At 73.8% G+C, this 15,716-nt stretch carries 10 protein-coding genes; 2 read left to right on the top strand and 8 right to left on the bottom strand.

Annotated elements, in window-relative coordinates:
• Nucleotides 1-63: 63 nt before the first annotated feature.
• Nucleotides 64-2,943 carry a LuxR family transcriptional regulator gene (locus Q8A52_RS22130; protein ID WP_316754430.1) on the bottom strand — a complete coding sequence of 960 codons (2,880 nt, stop codon included), beginning with the start codon at nt 2,941-2,943 and terminating at the stop codon, nt 64-66.
• A gap of 263 nt (nt 2,944-3,206) precedes the next feature.
• On the opposite strand from Q8A52_RS22130, the gene Q8A52_RS22135 reads away from it, so the two are divergent.
• Together Q8A52_RS22135 and Q8A52_RS22140 are read left to right on the top strand one after the other, a co-directional pair.
• A complete protein-coding gene (locus Q8A52_RS22135) occupies nt 3,207-3,962 on the top strand; it encodes an AfsR/SARP family transcriptional regulator (RefSeq protein ID WP_316754431.1) in 756 nt (251 codons plus the stop codon).
• 71 nt (nt 3,963-4,033) lie between these two features.
• A complete protein-coding gene (locus tag Q8A52_RS22140; protein WP_316754432.1) occupies nt 4,034-4,261 on the top strand; it encodes a hypothetical protein in 228 nt (75 codons plus the stop codon).
• On the opposite strand, the gene Q8A52_RS22145 is transcribed toward Q8A52_RS22140, so the two are convergent.
• The 7 genes from Q8A52_RS22145 to Q8A52_RS22175 are packed head-to-tail and all read right to left on the bottom strand — an operon-like array spanning nt 4,239 to nt 15,706.
• The gene (locus Q8A52_RS22145) at nt 4,239-6,173 is read right to left on the bottom strand and encodes an eCIS core domain-containing protein (RefSeq protein WP_316754621.1); all 1,935 of its coding nucleotides are present in this window, start codon (nt 6,171-6,173) and stop codon (nt 4,239-4,241) included. The genes Q8A52_RS22140 and Q8A52_RS22145 overlap by 23 nt on opposite strands.
• Before the next feature lie 15 nt (nt 6,174-6,188).
• On the bottom strand, nt 6,189-7,472 hold the full coding sequence (locus Q8A52_RS22150) for a DUF6519 domain-containing protein (protein WP_316754433.1): 1,284 nt from the start codon (nt 7,470-7,472) through the stop codon (nt 6,189-6,191).
• Nucleotides 7,473-7,483: 11 nt separating this feature from the next.
• A complete protein-coding gene (locus Q8A52_RS22155; protein ID WP_316754434.1) occupies nt 7,484-9,595 on the bottom strand; it encodes a hypothetical protein in 2,112 nt (703 codons plus the stop codon).
• Nucleotides 9,592-12,171, bottom strand: a complete 2,580-nt coding sequence (locus tag Q8A52_RS22160; protein ID WP_316754435.1) for a putative baseplate assembly protein — start codon at nt 12,169-12,171, stop codon at nt 9,592-9,594. The genes Q8A52_RS22155 and Q8A52_RS22160 overlap by 4 nt, the downstream gene beginning before the upstream one ends.
• Nucleotides 12,172-12,177: 6 nt before the next feature.
• Nucleotides 12,178-14,997: a putative baseplate assembly protein gene (locus Q8A52_RS22165; protein ID WP_316754436.1), complete on the bottom strand. Its 2,820-nt coding sequence runs from the start codon at nt 14,995-14,997 to the stop codon at nt 12,178-12,180.
• Nucleotides 14,994-15,362, bottom strand: a complete 369-nt coding sequence (locus tag Q8A52_RS22170; protein ID WP_316754437.1) for a GPW/gp25 family protein — start codon at nt 15,360-15,362, stop codon at nt 14,994-14,996. The genes Q8A52_RS22165 and Q8A52_RS22170 overlap by 4 nt, the downstream gene beginning before the upstream one ends.
• Entirely contained in the window at nt 15,359-15,706 is a 348-nt protein-coding gene (locus Q8A52_RS22175) for a hypothetical protein (RefSeq protein ID WP_316754438.1), read from the bottom strand. Before Q8A52_RS22175 ends, Q8A52_RS22170 begins: the two co-directional genes overlap by 4 nt.
• Between the last annotated feature and the right edge of the window lie 10 nt (nt 15,707-15,716).

The following is a 15,716-nucleotide window of genomic DNA, read 5'->3' on the forward strand; positions in this document are numbered from 1 at the left end:
GGGCCAGAGGTCGGAACCGAGTAACCCGCACCGGGGTGCGGGGCCACAGGGCGTCGGCGCGTTTCACCCCACGAGCCCGGCGTGCGCCAGACAGCGGGCGAGATCCGAGCGGGAGCGGACGCCCAGTTTGCGGTAGACGCGGGTGAGATGGGCCTCGATCGTCTTGCGGGACAGGAACAGGGACGCGGCGGCCTCGACGTTGCTCAGGCCCTCGCCGATGGCGCGCGCCACCTGGAACTCCTGCGGGGTGAGCAACTCCAGCACATCGGGCTCGGCCCGGCGGACGCCGGTGCGGTGCCCGGCCGCCGCGACCTCGGCCCCGGCCCGGGCCGCCCACGGCAGCGCGCCCAGCGCGCTGAACGTCCGCTGCGCGGACAGCAGCGGCTCGTGTGCCGCCGACGGACGACGGAGCCTGCGCAGCACCTCGCCCCCGACGAGACGGGTGCGTGCCCTCTCGAAGGGCATCTCCCGCCGGGCGTGGGCGAGTTCGGCGGTGGACAGCCAGTCGGCGGCCTCGTCGGCGGACCGCGCGAGCATCACCCGGCACCGGGCGTGGGCGGCCGCGGGCCAGGCCAGCGAGGTCGCCCGGGCGCGCTCGGCGAGCCAGTCGGCGATGGCGACGGCCCGTTTCCTGGCACCGGTGCGCAGACATGCCTCCGCCAGATCGGCCACCCATGGCATGAGATTGGGGTTGACCAGCCCCATCTCGTCCGCCATGTGGAAGGCCGCCTCCAAGTGGGTACGGCAGCCGTCCGGATCGCCCGCGGTCAGCGCGGCCGTGCCCAGCGCCCCCTGCGCGAACATGCTCAGGCCGCGCAGCCGGTCGCCGCACCAGCGCTCGTACTGCGCCACCCGCTCCTCGCAGCCCGCCGTGTCGCCGCGCAGTCCGTCCAGGCGCGCCAGCTGCATCAGCGCATAGCCCGTCATCGCCAGATGGCCGAACTCCTCGGCCCAGCGCAGCGCCTCGGTGGCGTCCGCCCGTGCCGTCGGCCACCGGGTCCACATCTCCACCTCGCACCGCCCCAGCAGCGCGTACGGTAGCAGGGTCGGTGAACTGCCGCGCCGGGTAACCTCGATCACCGCGTCCAGCACACGGCGGGCGACCTCCTCGTGGTCCGTCCAGGCGAGCCCCTGGGCGAGGTCCATGGCGACCTGGCGTTCCTCCGGGCTGTGGGCGATGTCCTCCGTGAGGTGCCGGACGCGTGCCGCGGGCCCGTGCCCGGCGTCCGTGGCCGACGCGGCGAGGCCTTCGTCCAGCAGCGCGAGCAGCGCCGCGCGGCCCGCGCGGACGTCGCCGCCCAGCGCCTGTGCCTTGGCCCGCATCACGGCCGCATGCCGGCGCTGGGTGTCGCGGCCGCCGTCGGCCAGTACCTGGCAGTGGGCCGCGATGTCGGACGCACGCCGCAACCGGCCGTCCATTGTCGCGGGCGCCACCGCCGCCCCGTACAGCAGACAGGCCCGGGAGCGGTCCACGGGCTGCACCGCGCGGGCGGCGTCGACCAGCAGCCGATGGGCGCGCGCCGGGTCACCGAGCCAGGTGCAGGCCTGCCCGCGCAGCAACTCGATGTCGGCGGTCAGCCGAGGGTCACGGCTGTACGCCAGGGCCTGCTCGCACCAGTGGGCGGCGTCACGCGTCGTACCGCCGTAGAAGGCGTCACGGGCGGCGTCGAGGAGCCGGCGGGCCGCGTCGGCGGGGTCCGGGGACAGCTCGGCCGCGCGGTGCCAGGCGTGCGCGGCAGCCGCCAAGGCGCCCCGCCCGCGGGCCCGTTCGGCGTCCTCGGCCAGCCGGGCGGCGACCTCCTCGTCAGGGCCGGGCGCGGCGGCGGCGAGGTACCAGGTCTGCAGCTCGCCGGAGGACAGCGCGGCCAGCCGCCGGTACACCTCCAGCCGCCGGGCCGTTGAAGACCCTGCCAGCACCACCGGCCGCAGCACGGGGTGCCGGAGCTCGCAGACCCCGTCCCGCAGCCGCACCAGCCCCGCCTCCTCGGCCGCGTCCAGCGCGTCGAGTCCCATGCCGAGTCCCGCCAAGGCCCCTGCCAGCAGGGTCAGTTCGGGTGTGCGACAGGCGGCGACATAGACCAACGCCTGCTGCGTACGGCCGGGCAGTGCCCGTAGCCGTCCCCGCCAGGCCCGTTCCACCAGCGGTCCGGGAGCCTCCCAGGCCTGGTCCCAGGGGTCGGCCCCCATGGCACGCGACCGGGCGAGCGCCGCCCCGTACTCCACGAGCACCAGCGGATTGCCCTGCGCCAGTCGGACCAGCCGGCCCGCCGCCGCGTCCGCCCGGTCGAGCCCGTGCCTGCGCAACAGCGCCCAGCAGTCGTCGTCGACGAGCGGCGCGAGCGCCGCCCGGGGCACGCTCTCCCAGGCGCCGTCCTCGTCGGTGCCGGTCCGTGTGGCCATCACCAGCGCGACCCGCTCCGTGGTCAGCCGGCGCGCCACGAACTGCAGCACCTGCCGTGACGACGGATCGACCCAGTGCAGATCGTCGACGACGACCAGCAGGGGCCGTTCCTCCCCGGCCGCGGTCAGTACGCCGAGCGCGCCCGCGCACACCGCGTACGGATTCGGCTCGCCCGCGTCCGCCAGCGCGAGACAGCCCTCCACCGCCCGCCGCTGCGCCGACGGGAGTTCCGCGAAGTAGGCGCGCAGGGGAAGCAGCAGATCGGCGAGGACCGTGTACGGCAGCACGGCCTCCGACTCCACCCCGCCGGCCCGCAGCACGGTCGTCCGGCACCGGTCGACCGCGTACTGCAGGAGCACGCTCTTGCCGATCCCCGGATCCCCGCTGAGGATCAGCGCTCCGCCGCTGTCCGGCAGCCCGTCCAACAGTCGTTCCAGCAGGTCGCGTTCATGATCACGCCCCACCGGAACAGGCCCGTCCCCGGCGGCCCGCATCGCCCTGTCCGCCACCGCCGCGCCGACCACGACCGCCGTATCGTCCATGACGCCCCCCGGTACCCCCGCCGTCCCCACGCGGCCGGGTGCCACGTCATCAGGATGCCCCGCGAAGGTGATCGATGTGGGTGATTGAGCATCCTTGTCCGGTATTGGCGATTAGTGAAAATGCATACGGGCATGGGGAACTCCCCGATGCGGCCGAACTCCCGATGCGGTTGCATCGACAGGCCCGCACACCGCGCCGGGGGAGGTGCCATGGCCGAGGACAGCAGGTCCAGGACGACGCACGACGGTGCCGGGACCACACCATGAGCACCGCCGACACCCTCGCCCCACGGGTCGGCCTGCTCGGCCGCTTCACCCTCACCTACGGCCCCACCGCCGTCGACGTCGGCACCGGAGCCCAACGCCTTCTCGCCTACCTCGGCCTGCGCCATCACGGCAGCCGCACGGTCGTCGCCGGGACCCTGTGGCCGGACGTCACCGAGGAACGCGCGCTGGGCAGCCTGCGCACGGCCCTGTGGCGGCTGCACCGGGGACGGCGCGAGCCGCTGGTGTGCAGTGAGGGCGACACCCTCTCGCTCACCGAGACCGTCACGGTGGACGTACGCACCCTCATGGACTCGGCCCTGCACATGGTCGGCGCGTCGTCCCCCGCAACCGCCCCACCGCCCGACCCGCCCCGTCACCTCCTGCGGGCGGGCGACCTCCTGCCCGGCTGGGACGACGACTGGATCCTCTTCGAACGCGAACGCCTCCGCCAGCTCCGCCTGCACGCCTTGGAGGCCCTGGCCCAACGCCTCCTCGCCCAGGGCCACCACGCCCTCGCCCTGGAAGCCGCCCTCGAAAGCGTCCACATCGAGCCCTTGCGGGAAAGCGCCCACCGGGCGGTCGTCGCGGTCCATCTCGCCGAGCACAACGTGCTGGAGGCGATCCGGCACTACCGGGCCTTTCGCGACCTGCTCCACGGAGAACTGGGAATCGGTCCTTCCCCCGGATTCACGGCGATGCTGCCGGTCTCCCCGTCTCCAGGTCTCCCGGTCTCCGCAGTGACCCGCGGTTGACGGGCATGTGACACGGGTCGGCCACCCTGGACCCGGGCCGGCCCACGGCCCTTCCCGACGAGCGGACCGGCATGACCGAGATACCGGAGACCCCCACCGCCATCCTGCTGATCACCGTGTGGTCGGAACCGGGAACATCCGCGCTGCGCGCCCGCGTCGTCGCGACGACGGACGCGCGGGTGGCCGGTGAGTCCGCTCTGCTGACGGGCCGTGACGACATCGTGGAGCGCGTCAGGGACTGGCTCGACGACTTCCGCCCGGCCCGCGCGCCCGACCTCACGGGGCGGCAGGACCAGTAGGTTTCACGTTCGGATAGGGCAGCGGGACCGTGTCCTGCGGTTGCAGCCCGAGATCGCGGAACAACTCGAGTTCGAGCCGCCACGCGAGGGCGTTCTTCGTCCGCTGCTCCAGCTCCGGGATCTGGTCGATGGCCTTGAGCATCACCTCGTAGAGCGACGCCACGGTCACCTCCGTCCGCCCCGCCCGGCGCTGGTCCCTGGCCCAGTCCTTCCAGTAGCGGTCGAACGCGCCGTGGACCTTACGTCTGAGCAACAGCGTCTCGGCCGCCCGGCGGCTGTAGCCGCCCACCTTCTTCAGGAAGGAGGTGGGACCGATGTGCGCGGACTCGACCTCCTTGCCCGACACCCCGTACTCGGACCGCACGGCCGAGGCGTCGCCGTGCTGCTGGAATGCCGCGTCCACGGTGCCGGGCGCGCCTTCCTCGCCCACGAAGCCCGCCTGCTGGGCATCCTGGACCGCGTTGCCGGTACCCGCCTGCTGCCGCTCCGCCTCCAGCCCCAGCTCTTCGGAGAGTTCGTCGAAGACCTCGGGTCCCCGCTGCGGTCGCGTTCCCCCGGCCGCGGGTGTGCTTTCCCGTGCGCCGCTCGAGGACGGTCCCCGTGGCGGAGGCGCCGCCACCATGTACGTGGCGGCGGCCCGCTGCAGACGCGATGCGGCCACCGCCTGCTCGGCCGCCGCCACCGGCACCCAGATCCGCACACCTTCCGGAGTGACGGCCGGCGCATAGCCCGTGGGCGGTGCGCCCCCACCGGAACGGCCCGCGCCGCCCGTGCCGCGGACGGACCTGGTGAGCAGTTCCATGACCAGGGCCACGCCCCCTACCGCGATCGCATGGGAGAGGGCTTCGCCCGCGGTGCGCAGTCCGGCCTCGTCGGTGGCCTTGATCGCGAGGAAGAACCGGGTGACGTCCGTGGCCACGTCGAAGACGACGCGCCCCGCGAAGACCGCCGAGACGGTCAGCCCCGCCAGCGCGAGCGCGTCGGCCACCCAGCCGACCGGGGTCACCTGCGAGCCGATGTAGAGGGCGACGAAGAATGCCATCGCGGCAAGGGACTGGGGCGTGACGAGACCGGCCAGTTGCTCGCGGACATCGTCGCCGATCCGGGGTTTGGCGTACTCCCAGGCTCGCAGCAACTTGTCGACGCTGCTCATCCGGGCGACGTCGAGACGCTCCGGTGCCGGAGAGATCCTTTCGGCGGGTTCGGCGCCGCCGCCGTGCTCAATGGCTTCGATCTGCCGGGTCACCGGGTTGTCCGGGCCGGGGTCCAGTGCCGCGGAGGCCGTACGCAGCACAGCGCGCGTATCCGACGGGAGCAGCCCCAGTTCCGTCTGCCGTTGACCGGTGCTCATCTCGGCCAGCAGGCGCGCGGCCGTCCCCCAGTCCCGACCGCGCACCGCGTTCCGGAACGCCGTGATCGTGCCGGCCCGTTGGTCCTCGGGGGACATCTCCTGACACTGGAGCACCGGAGCGGTCGCCCGGGTCCGCACCGGGAGCGGGGATCCGGCACCGGGACCGGTGCTCAGCACCGCTGCGGCGTTGCTCCGTGCCTCTCTTTCGCCGGGACTGTCGACGGGCGCGACGCCCGGCGGCGTCAATGCCCTTGTGGTGCCCTGCTGTTGTGCGACATGCGTCAGTTCATGGGCGATCAGACTGTCCCCGGCCCGTGTACCGGGCGCATAGCGGCCGGGTGCGAAGACGATGTCCGGGCCGGTCGTGTACGCCTCGGCTCCCCTCACAAGTGCCGTCGTGGCCGCTCCGGCGTCCGTGTGGACCCTGACATGCCCGAGGTCGAAGCCGAACCTCGGCTCCAAGGCCGTACGCGTGCGCCGCTCCAGCGGACGCCCCTGGTCCAGGGCGCCCGGCGACCGGATCTCCCGCGATGACGCGGTGGTGCAGGTGTGGTCGTGCATGCTCAAGACGCACCCCTACGCCCCCGGCGAGAGCGGCACCGCGAACGACGTCAGCAGCGGGCTCACCTTGCTGCCCGTCACCAGCGCCAGCGGAGCGTAGTGGTACGGCACCCCGTGCGGTGGACATCCCTGCGGGTGCGGCCAGACGACGTCCGCGAGGGTGCGCCGGGCGGGGAAGGTCCAGTAGTCACCGTTGCGGTACTGATGGGCCGGACCGTCCGGGGCCGGGGCGAACCGGATCTCGATGCCGTGTTCCAGAGGGATCCAGGGGCCCTCCGTGATGGGGACGGCACCGTCGGGGGCCTTCGCGGGGGGAACGTGGTCCCAGCGGCGGAGATAGGGGTGGCGCTCGGGGCCGGGTGGCGAGGGCGCCGTGGCGAGGGTGACCGTCAGGGTGTCGAGGTCGATGTCCTCGACCCGGTGCAGCGGCGCTGCCGGGGCGGGCGTGCCCAGTTCCCGCCGGGTGGACACCGCGTCGTCGACCACCTCGACCCACTGGCCCGGCTCCAGTGCCGTGTGCCAGTCGCGGCCCAGGGTCGTCACCTGGACCGTGTCCTTCTCGCAGCCCCTGATCGGGAAGATCACCGAGCCGTTGTCGCGGGACCAGACGAAGCCCGCGCCCTCGCCCGCCGTGCCCCCACTGCGGATCTCGACGCGGTACAGCTGGTTCTCACCGGTGTAGGCCGCGCCGGGGAGCGCCGTGCACGGGTCGTCGTCGGCGCCCTCCTCCCGGGTGGCCCGCACCTGCAGGGCGCCGGTCCGGTCGGCTGAGCGCTGGGCGTCCAGCCAGGTGTCCGGTTCCTCGTCGCCGGTGAGGGGGTGCGCCCGCACCTGCCACACCACTTGGGCCCGGCTCGCCGAGTCGGGGTGGTGCAGGCCCAGTGCGGGTTCGTGGAGCGCAGGGTCCTCCACCTCGGTGACATGGCGCTCCCAGACCTTGAGGTAGACCAGGTAGCGGCGGCCGGTCAGCTTGTCGGGGCCGCGCGCGTCGATGAAGGCGTGCGGCTGCGCGGTGTACGCGACGTCGGCGGGATTGTGCACCAGGATCCCGTCGACGTAGTAACGGCCGCCCTTGATGGTGAAGTCGAGGTCCGCCAAGTCCTTGACGACGAACCCGAGATCGGCGGCCGGTCCCGCGTGGGGCCCCACGAGATCGGTCATCGCCGTCCGCAGGTAGTGCAGCAGAATCGCCGTCTGCTCATTGCGATTTGCGTCCAGCCCCACCCGGCCCTGAAGGTCGAACACGGTCGAGTAGTTGCGGTCGGGTGAGAAGGTGATGTTCGAGAAGTCACCGTGCACGGCGCGTCCCCCTAGGTGGCGGTGATGACGGCTGCCTCGACGCCGAGAGGCACATATTCGGCCAGGTGGTCGACGAGGCCGCTCAGACGTTGGGGCTGGTACAGGTCGTGGAAGGCGCCCATCTCGGAACCGTCGCAGGCACCGGCGGCGATGAGCGGGTCGCAGGAGGGGTGCAACCGGCAGTAGGCGGGGTGGCCGTAGCGGGTGCTGGTGAAGCGGGGGCGGGGAGCGGTGGCTCCCGGGCCGGGCACACAGCGGTAGCGGGGTGGGCCCGGGTGGCTCACCGGCGCGTACGAGTACCGCAGGCATCCGGTGTCGCGCCGCCAGGTGTGCAGACAGCCGGTGACGATGCTGTCCTCACCGAGGGCGAGGAGATGGACGCGTACGTCGCCCAGCACCGTGCACCGGCGCAGGGTGAGCGCGGCGTGCGCGAAGCGGTCCTCGGGGGCCGTCAGCGCGGGAAGGTCGTGGGCCGTGGCGTCGACGATCGAGTCCAGGATCTCGATGTCCAGTGGATTGCCCTTCGTCTCGTCCTGGTCCACCACGATCGTGCCGATCACCGAGTGCTCCACCCGCAACCGCGCGGTGGTGCGGCGCAGTTCGACGGACGGTTCGGCGCCCCAGCGGGGGCGGCAGTCGTGGTCCAGTTCCCAGCCGGGCACCAACGTGCAGTGACGCAGGACGACTTCGCCGAGCTGACCGACCACGTCCAGGCTGCGTCCGGTCACCGTCAGGCCCTCCAGGATCAGGCGGGGGCGGCGTGCGGCCGGCGGCGGGCAGTCGGCGACCGTACCGGGCGGGGGCAGTTTCGCCGTGGCGCGCACGGTCAGCGCGTCGAAGCGGTTGGCCTTCTGGTTGAGGAGGCGCACGACCGGGCGCTGGTGAGGTGCGGCGCGTACTTCGAGGTGGTCGTCCGGGTCGAGATCGATCCGCAGCGCCTCGGTGTAGTCGGCGGAGTCACGGATCTCGATCAGGGCCTCGTGCAGCGACGGGTCCGCGGTCTTGTCCCTTCGCCACTGCCGCAGCGCCGCCGTGATGGACCCCAGCCCGTCCGTACCGCCGACCGCGTACAGCCGGCGCTCGCCGACCGGTGTCACCGGCCGCGGATAGGCGCCGCCGCCCATGGCCTCGGCGAAGCCGTAGTACCAGCTCACCCAGACACCGTCCTCCGGAGCCTCGTCCGGCGGGAAGGCGATCCGGCCGAGCACCGGGTCGACGACGACCTGCCCGGGTTGCGGGCGGTAGCGCCAGCCAGTGAGGTCGGCGACGACGATCCGCTCCGCCGGTACGGGGTTGTCGAGCGTGTCCCGCCAGATCCGCAGGCTCCTGCCGGGGCCGTAGTACTCGGATACCGCGTCCGCGAACTCCTCCCGGCCGAGCGGGTGCGGCACATCGCCCGGACCCGACACCCGGGCCGGCGCCGGACCTTGCGGAGCCGGGGTGAACAACTGGGTGTCGATGCCGAGGACGTTGACGAGGTAGCGGCTGTAGCGCTGGTCGATGCAGAACGCGGGCGCCTTCGTCACCGGGAAGGCCCGCAGCCGCCAGACGAACAGCGCGAGGCTCGGGATGCCGTGCAGCCCCCGGGTCGCCGCGCTGTTGGGCCGCCGCACGTCGACCAGATGCGGCGCGTCGTCGAAGGGACCGCCCAGCCGAGCGCAGGCGAGGGCGTCGCGCACGGCGAGAGTGGCCGGACGGTCGAGCCGTACGTGGCGTACGTGCTGGGCGCGGACCACATGCCGGTACAGCTCGACCGCCCGCGCCGGCCAGCCGGAGCTGTCCAGGGCGACCGCTTCGAGCGCCGCCGCGCTGCCCTTGCGGCGCCGGTTGGCGATGGCGTCCGCGACGTCCCGGCGCGGGGACAGGGCACGGATCGCCCCGGGTGCGGCGCCGGGCGGCGGACGGCGGGCGCCGACCAGGGCACCGATGTACGGCACCACCCAGTCCTCGCACGTCTCGACGAACCAGTTGGCGTACCAGGTGTCGAGGTCGTCCTCGATCACCCGGACCTGCTCCTCGACGATCCGCAGCAACGCCCGCAGCGGGAAACCCTGTTCCTCGTCGCGGATGCGGTCGATCGCGGGCAGCAGCTCGTAGAGGCGATCGGCGGGCGGGCTGGTCATGAGGCCACCTCCAGATCCAGTACGACAAAGCGGGGAAGGCCGGGGGCGGCGGTGACGAGATCCGCCGGGAGCACTGACTGCGAGAGCGGGTCGCCCTCGACCCGTGCCGGGCGGGCCAGGACGCGCTGCGCCACCCCCGTGACCGCGTCCGCATCGGCCACCGTGTCCCCGAGCGTCGCGCCGAACCTCCGTACGTCCACGAAGACGACCCCGGGCACGCCCTGCAGCGCGGCCACGGCCTCCGCCAGGTAGACGCTCCGGCCCAACTCCCGCGCCTCGAAGCCGAAGACCCGCTCGAACTCGGCCCGGACGTGCGGCTCCAGCAGCGTGGGGGACCGGTCGGGATCGATGCCGATCCGGGCCTGGAACACGAGGTTCCAGCGGGTGCGGGGCGCGACGGCGGCCGGCACGCCCGGGTCGCCGTAACGGCGGAACGCGGTGAGCAGGGAGGTGAGGACTGCCGAGTCGGGGTCGAGGCCGGCGTCGTCGACACCGGCGACGGTGACATGGACGAGTTCGCGGCCGCCGACGGCCAGCCGGGTGGCGGCCGCCTTGCCGATGCCGGCCCGGGCGAGCGTGAAGTCGGCGTAGTCGCGCAGGCCGACGAGCCGGTCCATCGCCAGCGTCGGCAATGGGGCCCGGCCGCGCAGCGCGGCGTCGGTGTCGGCGTCCGTGCCGCCGCCGGTGTGCAGCGGGTTGGTGACGGCGCTGATCCCGAGGGGCTTGGTGCGCAGCTGGCTGAGCTGCCCGGCCCGCAGATTGCCGGCGCGGCCGATGCCGACGCGGTAGCGGGCGGCGACGTTCGCCGCGCCGGTGGGCAGCCGCGCGCCGCGGTGTCCGTCCCCGAAGGTGACGGTGGCGGTGCCGGTGGGGTCCGTATGGAGTTCGTAGGAGCGGTCGGCCGGGCCGCTGCGTGCGATCTCGTCCGTCTCGTGCCAGGCCGTTTCGCCCACCCGGACGGTGAGTTCGGCCTGTTCGCCGTCGGCGTCCGGCGCCGCCACGTAGGTCAGTGGATGCGCGCCGAGCGTGAAGCTCTGGCTGGGCCGGGCCGCGTCGCCGCTGCCGAGCGCGGGTTCGTCCTTGGTTTCGCCGTGGGTGGCGCGTACGGCATTGCCCCACACGGTGACGGTGTCGCGGCGATAGGTGCGGCGGAGACGGGCGGCCAGGGTGAGGACGGTGTACGGCGGGGCGCCCGGCCGTTCGGGGTCGTCGCCGGGCAGCGCGGACTCGACGTGGGCGACCTCGCCGGTGGGGGCGGAGCCGTCGGTGGGTGAGCCGGTGACCAGGACCGTGCGGGACGGAGGCAGCCCGTCGATCACGCGGTCGAGGTCGATGCATGTGCCCGTGACGCCGTCGGTGACGGGCTCGGGGGCGAGGGGGAGGGATTCGGCCTGGGCGTGGACGGTGTAGCCGCGGAGATCCTTCAGGCCGTGCGGCGCCGAGGTGAACCACTCTTCGTCCAGGGCCAGCACGGTGGACCGCGCGGAGATTCCGTAGGACGTGAGGCCGGTGCTGCGCGCGTCGCGCACCCGGTGCGGCACGCCGTCGGCGCCCGGCGGGTCGACGACGATCCAGCTGCCCGGGAGGATCCGTGGGTGGTCCCCGTCGAGCGGAAGCAGTCGCCGCCGGGCATCGGGCAGGTCGTACAGACTCGTGTCCAACGGCCATTCCTCGAAGTCCAGTTGGACCGCGGCGGTCGCTCCGATCACGGGAGGGGCGCTGCGCATCAGGGGCGCGGCGGCGCCGTACGGTGCCGCCCTCACACGGAGCGCGTCCAGCCGTACGAATGCCGCGTCGCCCCTCCTTCCGGGACCGTCCCCGCGCTGCCGATCGTTCTCGTCGGGGATCCCCACCAAACCGACGGAGGTCGTGCCGGCCAGCGGGTCGGTGCGGACGGACTCCACGATCCTGACGTCCGGTGGCTCGCCGTCGTCGAAGTGGAACAGCAGCCGGTCGTTGGGGGCGAGCCCGGTGCTCACGCCCTCGACGTACACCACCCGCCGTCCCCGCAGAGTACGGCGCGTCAACGCCGTCGGACGCCGTACCCGGGCCCGCGCCACTCCCCACGACGGCCGCGCCACCAGCTCTTCCGCCGTCTCGAACACGACCGGCTGCTCACCCGGATCCGGAACGCTCTGCACCTGCGATCCGGCCGGAACGGTCACCGCCACGTCCGCCGGATCGGGATCCAGGGTGTAGGCGAGCCAGCCGTCGGCCGCCAGGCCCGGACGGGGGCGGTATCCGATGAGCCGGCCCAGTTCGACGAGGGAGCGGCGTTCGGTGGCCGTGCCGAGGTAGCCCTCGTCGGCGATGCGCTCCTGGTAGAAGGTCAGGACGTCACCGACGCAGGCCCATGCGTCCAGCAGGGCCAGGGCGGGGTCGGCCGGGTCCCGGGTGGTGAGGGTGGCGAGTGCGGGGTGTGCGGAGCCGGCGAGCGCCCGGGTCATCGCGGCGAGGAACGCCGCGTGTGTGCCCGCCCTGGCGTGCAGGGCCGCCGCGCCGGGCGGGTTGTCCCTCGGCAGCGGGGTCTGCGCCTGCGTCGTGCAGCAGCAGGGGCCCTCACCGGTAGCGCACATGGGGGTTCACCGTCCTCCGACCAGATCGATCCGCAGTACCCCGGCGCCCGGCCCCGAGGGATCGGCGCCGCCCGAGGGGATCTCCAGCGGCCCGAAGGCCAGCACCCCGTCGTCCGGGACGAGCGGCACGGCCGCCTCCGCACGGCCCAGCCGCAGCACCGTCGTCGACACCACACCCGGCACCGCCATGGCCTCGGCGACCAGCCGCCCGGCGTAGAGGTCACTGCCGAAGGTCAGCCGGTCGGGGTGGAACAGCCCTCCGGGGCCGTTGCCGAGCCGGGCGCGCACCTCGCGTTCCACGGCGGCGCGCCGGGCGTCCGGTGCCAGGCACAGCCGCAGCCGTACCGCCACCGGGACCGTACGGGGCGGGTCCACGCGCAGGTCGTGGCCGATCCGCCGGACCAGCGCGAGCCGGTCGCGCGCCGCATGCAGCAGCGCGAGCGGCGGTTCGCCACGTCCGAGCGCGTCGACCGCCACCTCGGCCTCGTACCAACTGCCGTTCCAGGCAAGGCCGGTGGCCGCCCGCTGCACCCCGCGCAGCTCGCCCGCGAGCGCGCTGTAGTCCTCCGCGGTGACCGCCCGCTCCAGCCGGTGCCGGTACTGCGTGGGCCCGAACAGCCGGGCGTCGGCGACGGGTTCGGGCGCCGTGCCCCCGATCGCGGGCAGGGGATTGCGTACCGCGGTGACATGCGCGCCGGTCGGCGCGCCGACGACGAGGTGCACGACGGTGTCCGCCCCGACATTGCCCGCGGGCCCGTTGCCGACCCGGACGGCCGCCCTGAACTCCTGTCCGGCCGTCACGGCCCGGCCCAGCCGGCCGTCGCCGAAGCGCAGCCGGGCGGTGCCGTCGTCGTCGGCCTCGGCCACCAGGTGCGGATCGTCGGGGCCGCTGTCGAGCAGGTCCGCCCGCACGGCCCAGCGTTCGCCCGCCGAAGTGAGCGTCAGCTGGGGGAGTGCCAGCCGGGGATCCTGGGTGAGAGCGGCGGATGCGGGCCCGGCGGCCCTCGGATCGGCCGGATCGAGACCGGCGGCGAGCACGGGACCCCAGCCCGCCACGACCTCGGTGGCCGTCTCCGCGTCGAGCGGCGCGCCGCTACGGGCGTGCGCGGCGAGTGTGGCCAGCCGTGCCGTGCGGCGGGCCAGCAGCGCGGCGGACCGGGAGCGCAGCAGCACCAGTGCGGCCCGCCGTTCCCGGGCGTCGCGGGCCCTGTCCAGGCCCGCGCCGGCCACCGCACGCTCGCCCCACAGCGTGCGGGCCAGGGCGAGGTCGGCGCCGGTGAGCGGGCCGCCGGCCGTCACCCGCCGGTACATGTCCTCGACTGCCTTGGCCGCTCGCACGGGGATCGCGTCCAGCGTCTTCGCCTGCGCGGCGGCGATCTGGGCCGGGCCGGGGTAGGGGGCGCGCCGGGTGAGCGGGCCGGTGTCCAGGCGGGGTTGCCACCGCAGGGGCCGCTCGGTGTGCCGTGGGCGGCCGGGTCCGTCGCAGACCACCGGGCGGGCCGCCGGGGCGGGCGCGGTCAGGCGGACGGGAGGCGTGCCGCTGCCGCCGTGGTCGACCAGCACCACATTGCCGCGGGCCACACTGACGTCCGCGATGAGACAGCACCGCTCACCGCCGACGGCGGCCAGGCACAGCGGGAAGGTGAGCGCGTCCTCCGCGGCCCAGCTCACCCGGAGCAGCGGCTGCCGGTGCACCGGATCCATTGTCTTCTCGACGGCCGTGAGCCGTACGGCCTGCCGGTGGCGTGGATCGGCGTCGCCGGGCGCACCGGTGGCCGGTCCGCGCACCTCCTCCAGGACCAGTACGTCGCCGGGCGCGAGCGCGAGCAGGCGTGCGTCCGCGGTTCCGGGGTCGACCAGGGTGGCGGACGTCGTCCCGGCGGGCAGACAGCACTCCTCGCCGTCCCAGGTCCACAGCCGGATCCGGTTGTGCGCCGGGCGCAGCGCGAGATCGGCCCGCACCACGGGCTCGTACCGCTCGAAGTGCGCCGGGACGTGGCGAAGTTCGGCCTCGGAGACCAGCGGCCCGGCGGGCAGTGCGGTGGCGAACCAGTATGTTCCCGCACGCAGCACCGCTGCCTTCTCCACCTCCAGGTGCATCCAGGTACGGGCGTTGCAGCCGTCGTGCATGCGGTAGTCGACCAGTCGCAGATGACGGCGGACCGAGGTGCGCAGCCGAGCGGTGTGGAGGTAGGCCTCGGTGGCGACCGCGTCCTGCCGGTAGGAGAGCCGGTCGCCGATGTACGCGAGGAGTTCCACGAGCGTGACGCCGAGGTCCGGGACCTCCCGGTCGGCCCACTGGGGCGCTGTGAGGGCGAGCCGGTCGAGCATCAGACGGCGGAAGCTCGCGTAGTCCTTGGCCAGGTAGTCGAGGGCGGGCTCCGGCCCCGCGGGGGACGCGCAGTCCGGCAAGGGCGCGCAGTCGGCCTCCTCGCCGCAGTCGGCGGTGAAGGTGAACGGCGCGCCGCTGTGCCGGGGGTCGAAGCCGGGGAACGGGGCGTCCGGGCGGGCCGGGTCGACGAGGGAGAACGTGTAGGGGGAGCGGTCGCCCAGCCGGTCCAGGGCGACGAGCAGCGTGGCCTGCCGGGTGGGCGACGGTGAGCCCTCCACCCGTACGTCCACCGGGTGCACCGCGCGCCCCGGCCCGTCGATCCGTACGCACCCGACGTCCGGCAGCGGCTCGGGTGCCGCGCCGAGCAGCAGCACCCGCAGGGTGCGCGTGGCCCGGTCGACGTCCACGGCGACGACCGCGCCGAGCCCGCTGTCCCGGGTCAGGTCCGCGCGTTCGCCGGGCAGACAGGGCGGCAGGTCACGTACGTCGGTCATGCTCCCGTCCCCCGTTCCAGTACGGCCGTGCCCGGCTCGCCCGTCGCGAGCAGCACATAGCCGACGGTGATCCGCAGCTCCGCCTCCTCGGTCTCGACCTCGACCCGCTCGACCTGGATCACGTCGGCCAGCCACCGCTGGAGCGCGGCCTGGAGGGAGTACTCGACCGCACCCGCCAGTTCCGGGCTGCCCGGGGCGAACACCAGTTGCAGCACACCCGAGCCGAAGTCCGGGCGGTTCACCCGCTCGCCGGGCACGGTGAACAGCAACTGCTCGATCAGATCGCGGACATGGCCCTCGTCGGTGGTGCCCGCAGACCGCCCGTGCGCGTCGATGTGGAAGGGGAAGTCGAGGTGCGCGCTCATGTGGCCACCACCCACTGCTGGATCGCCGACACGACGGGCGGGCCCTGCGGCACCTGTGCGGCGGACAGGCACAGGCCCGTGGCTGGCCCGGCGGGCTGCACGACGAGCGGGCGGCCCTGTACCAGGACCCGGGCCGAGGCGCCCAGGGCGAAGTCGACCTTCACGCAGGGGGATGGAGGGGTGGACGAGGACAGTGCACAGGACGGTGCGACGACGTTGACGTCGGCCGTCGTCACCACGGGCGCGCCACCGGCGAGCACCTGCTGCTGACCGGGCGTCAGCGTGACCTGCCCCTGGTGTGCGCAGGTCAGCGCGGTGGCCGTGGTGAGGGCGAAACCCGGCATGGCGGTCTCC

Source organism: Streptomyces herbicida, from assembly GCF_032656585.1.
Lineage (GTDB): Bacteria > Actinomycetota > Actinomycetes > Streptomycetales > Streptomycetaceae > Streptomyces > Streptomyces herbicida.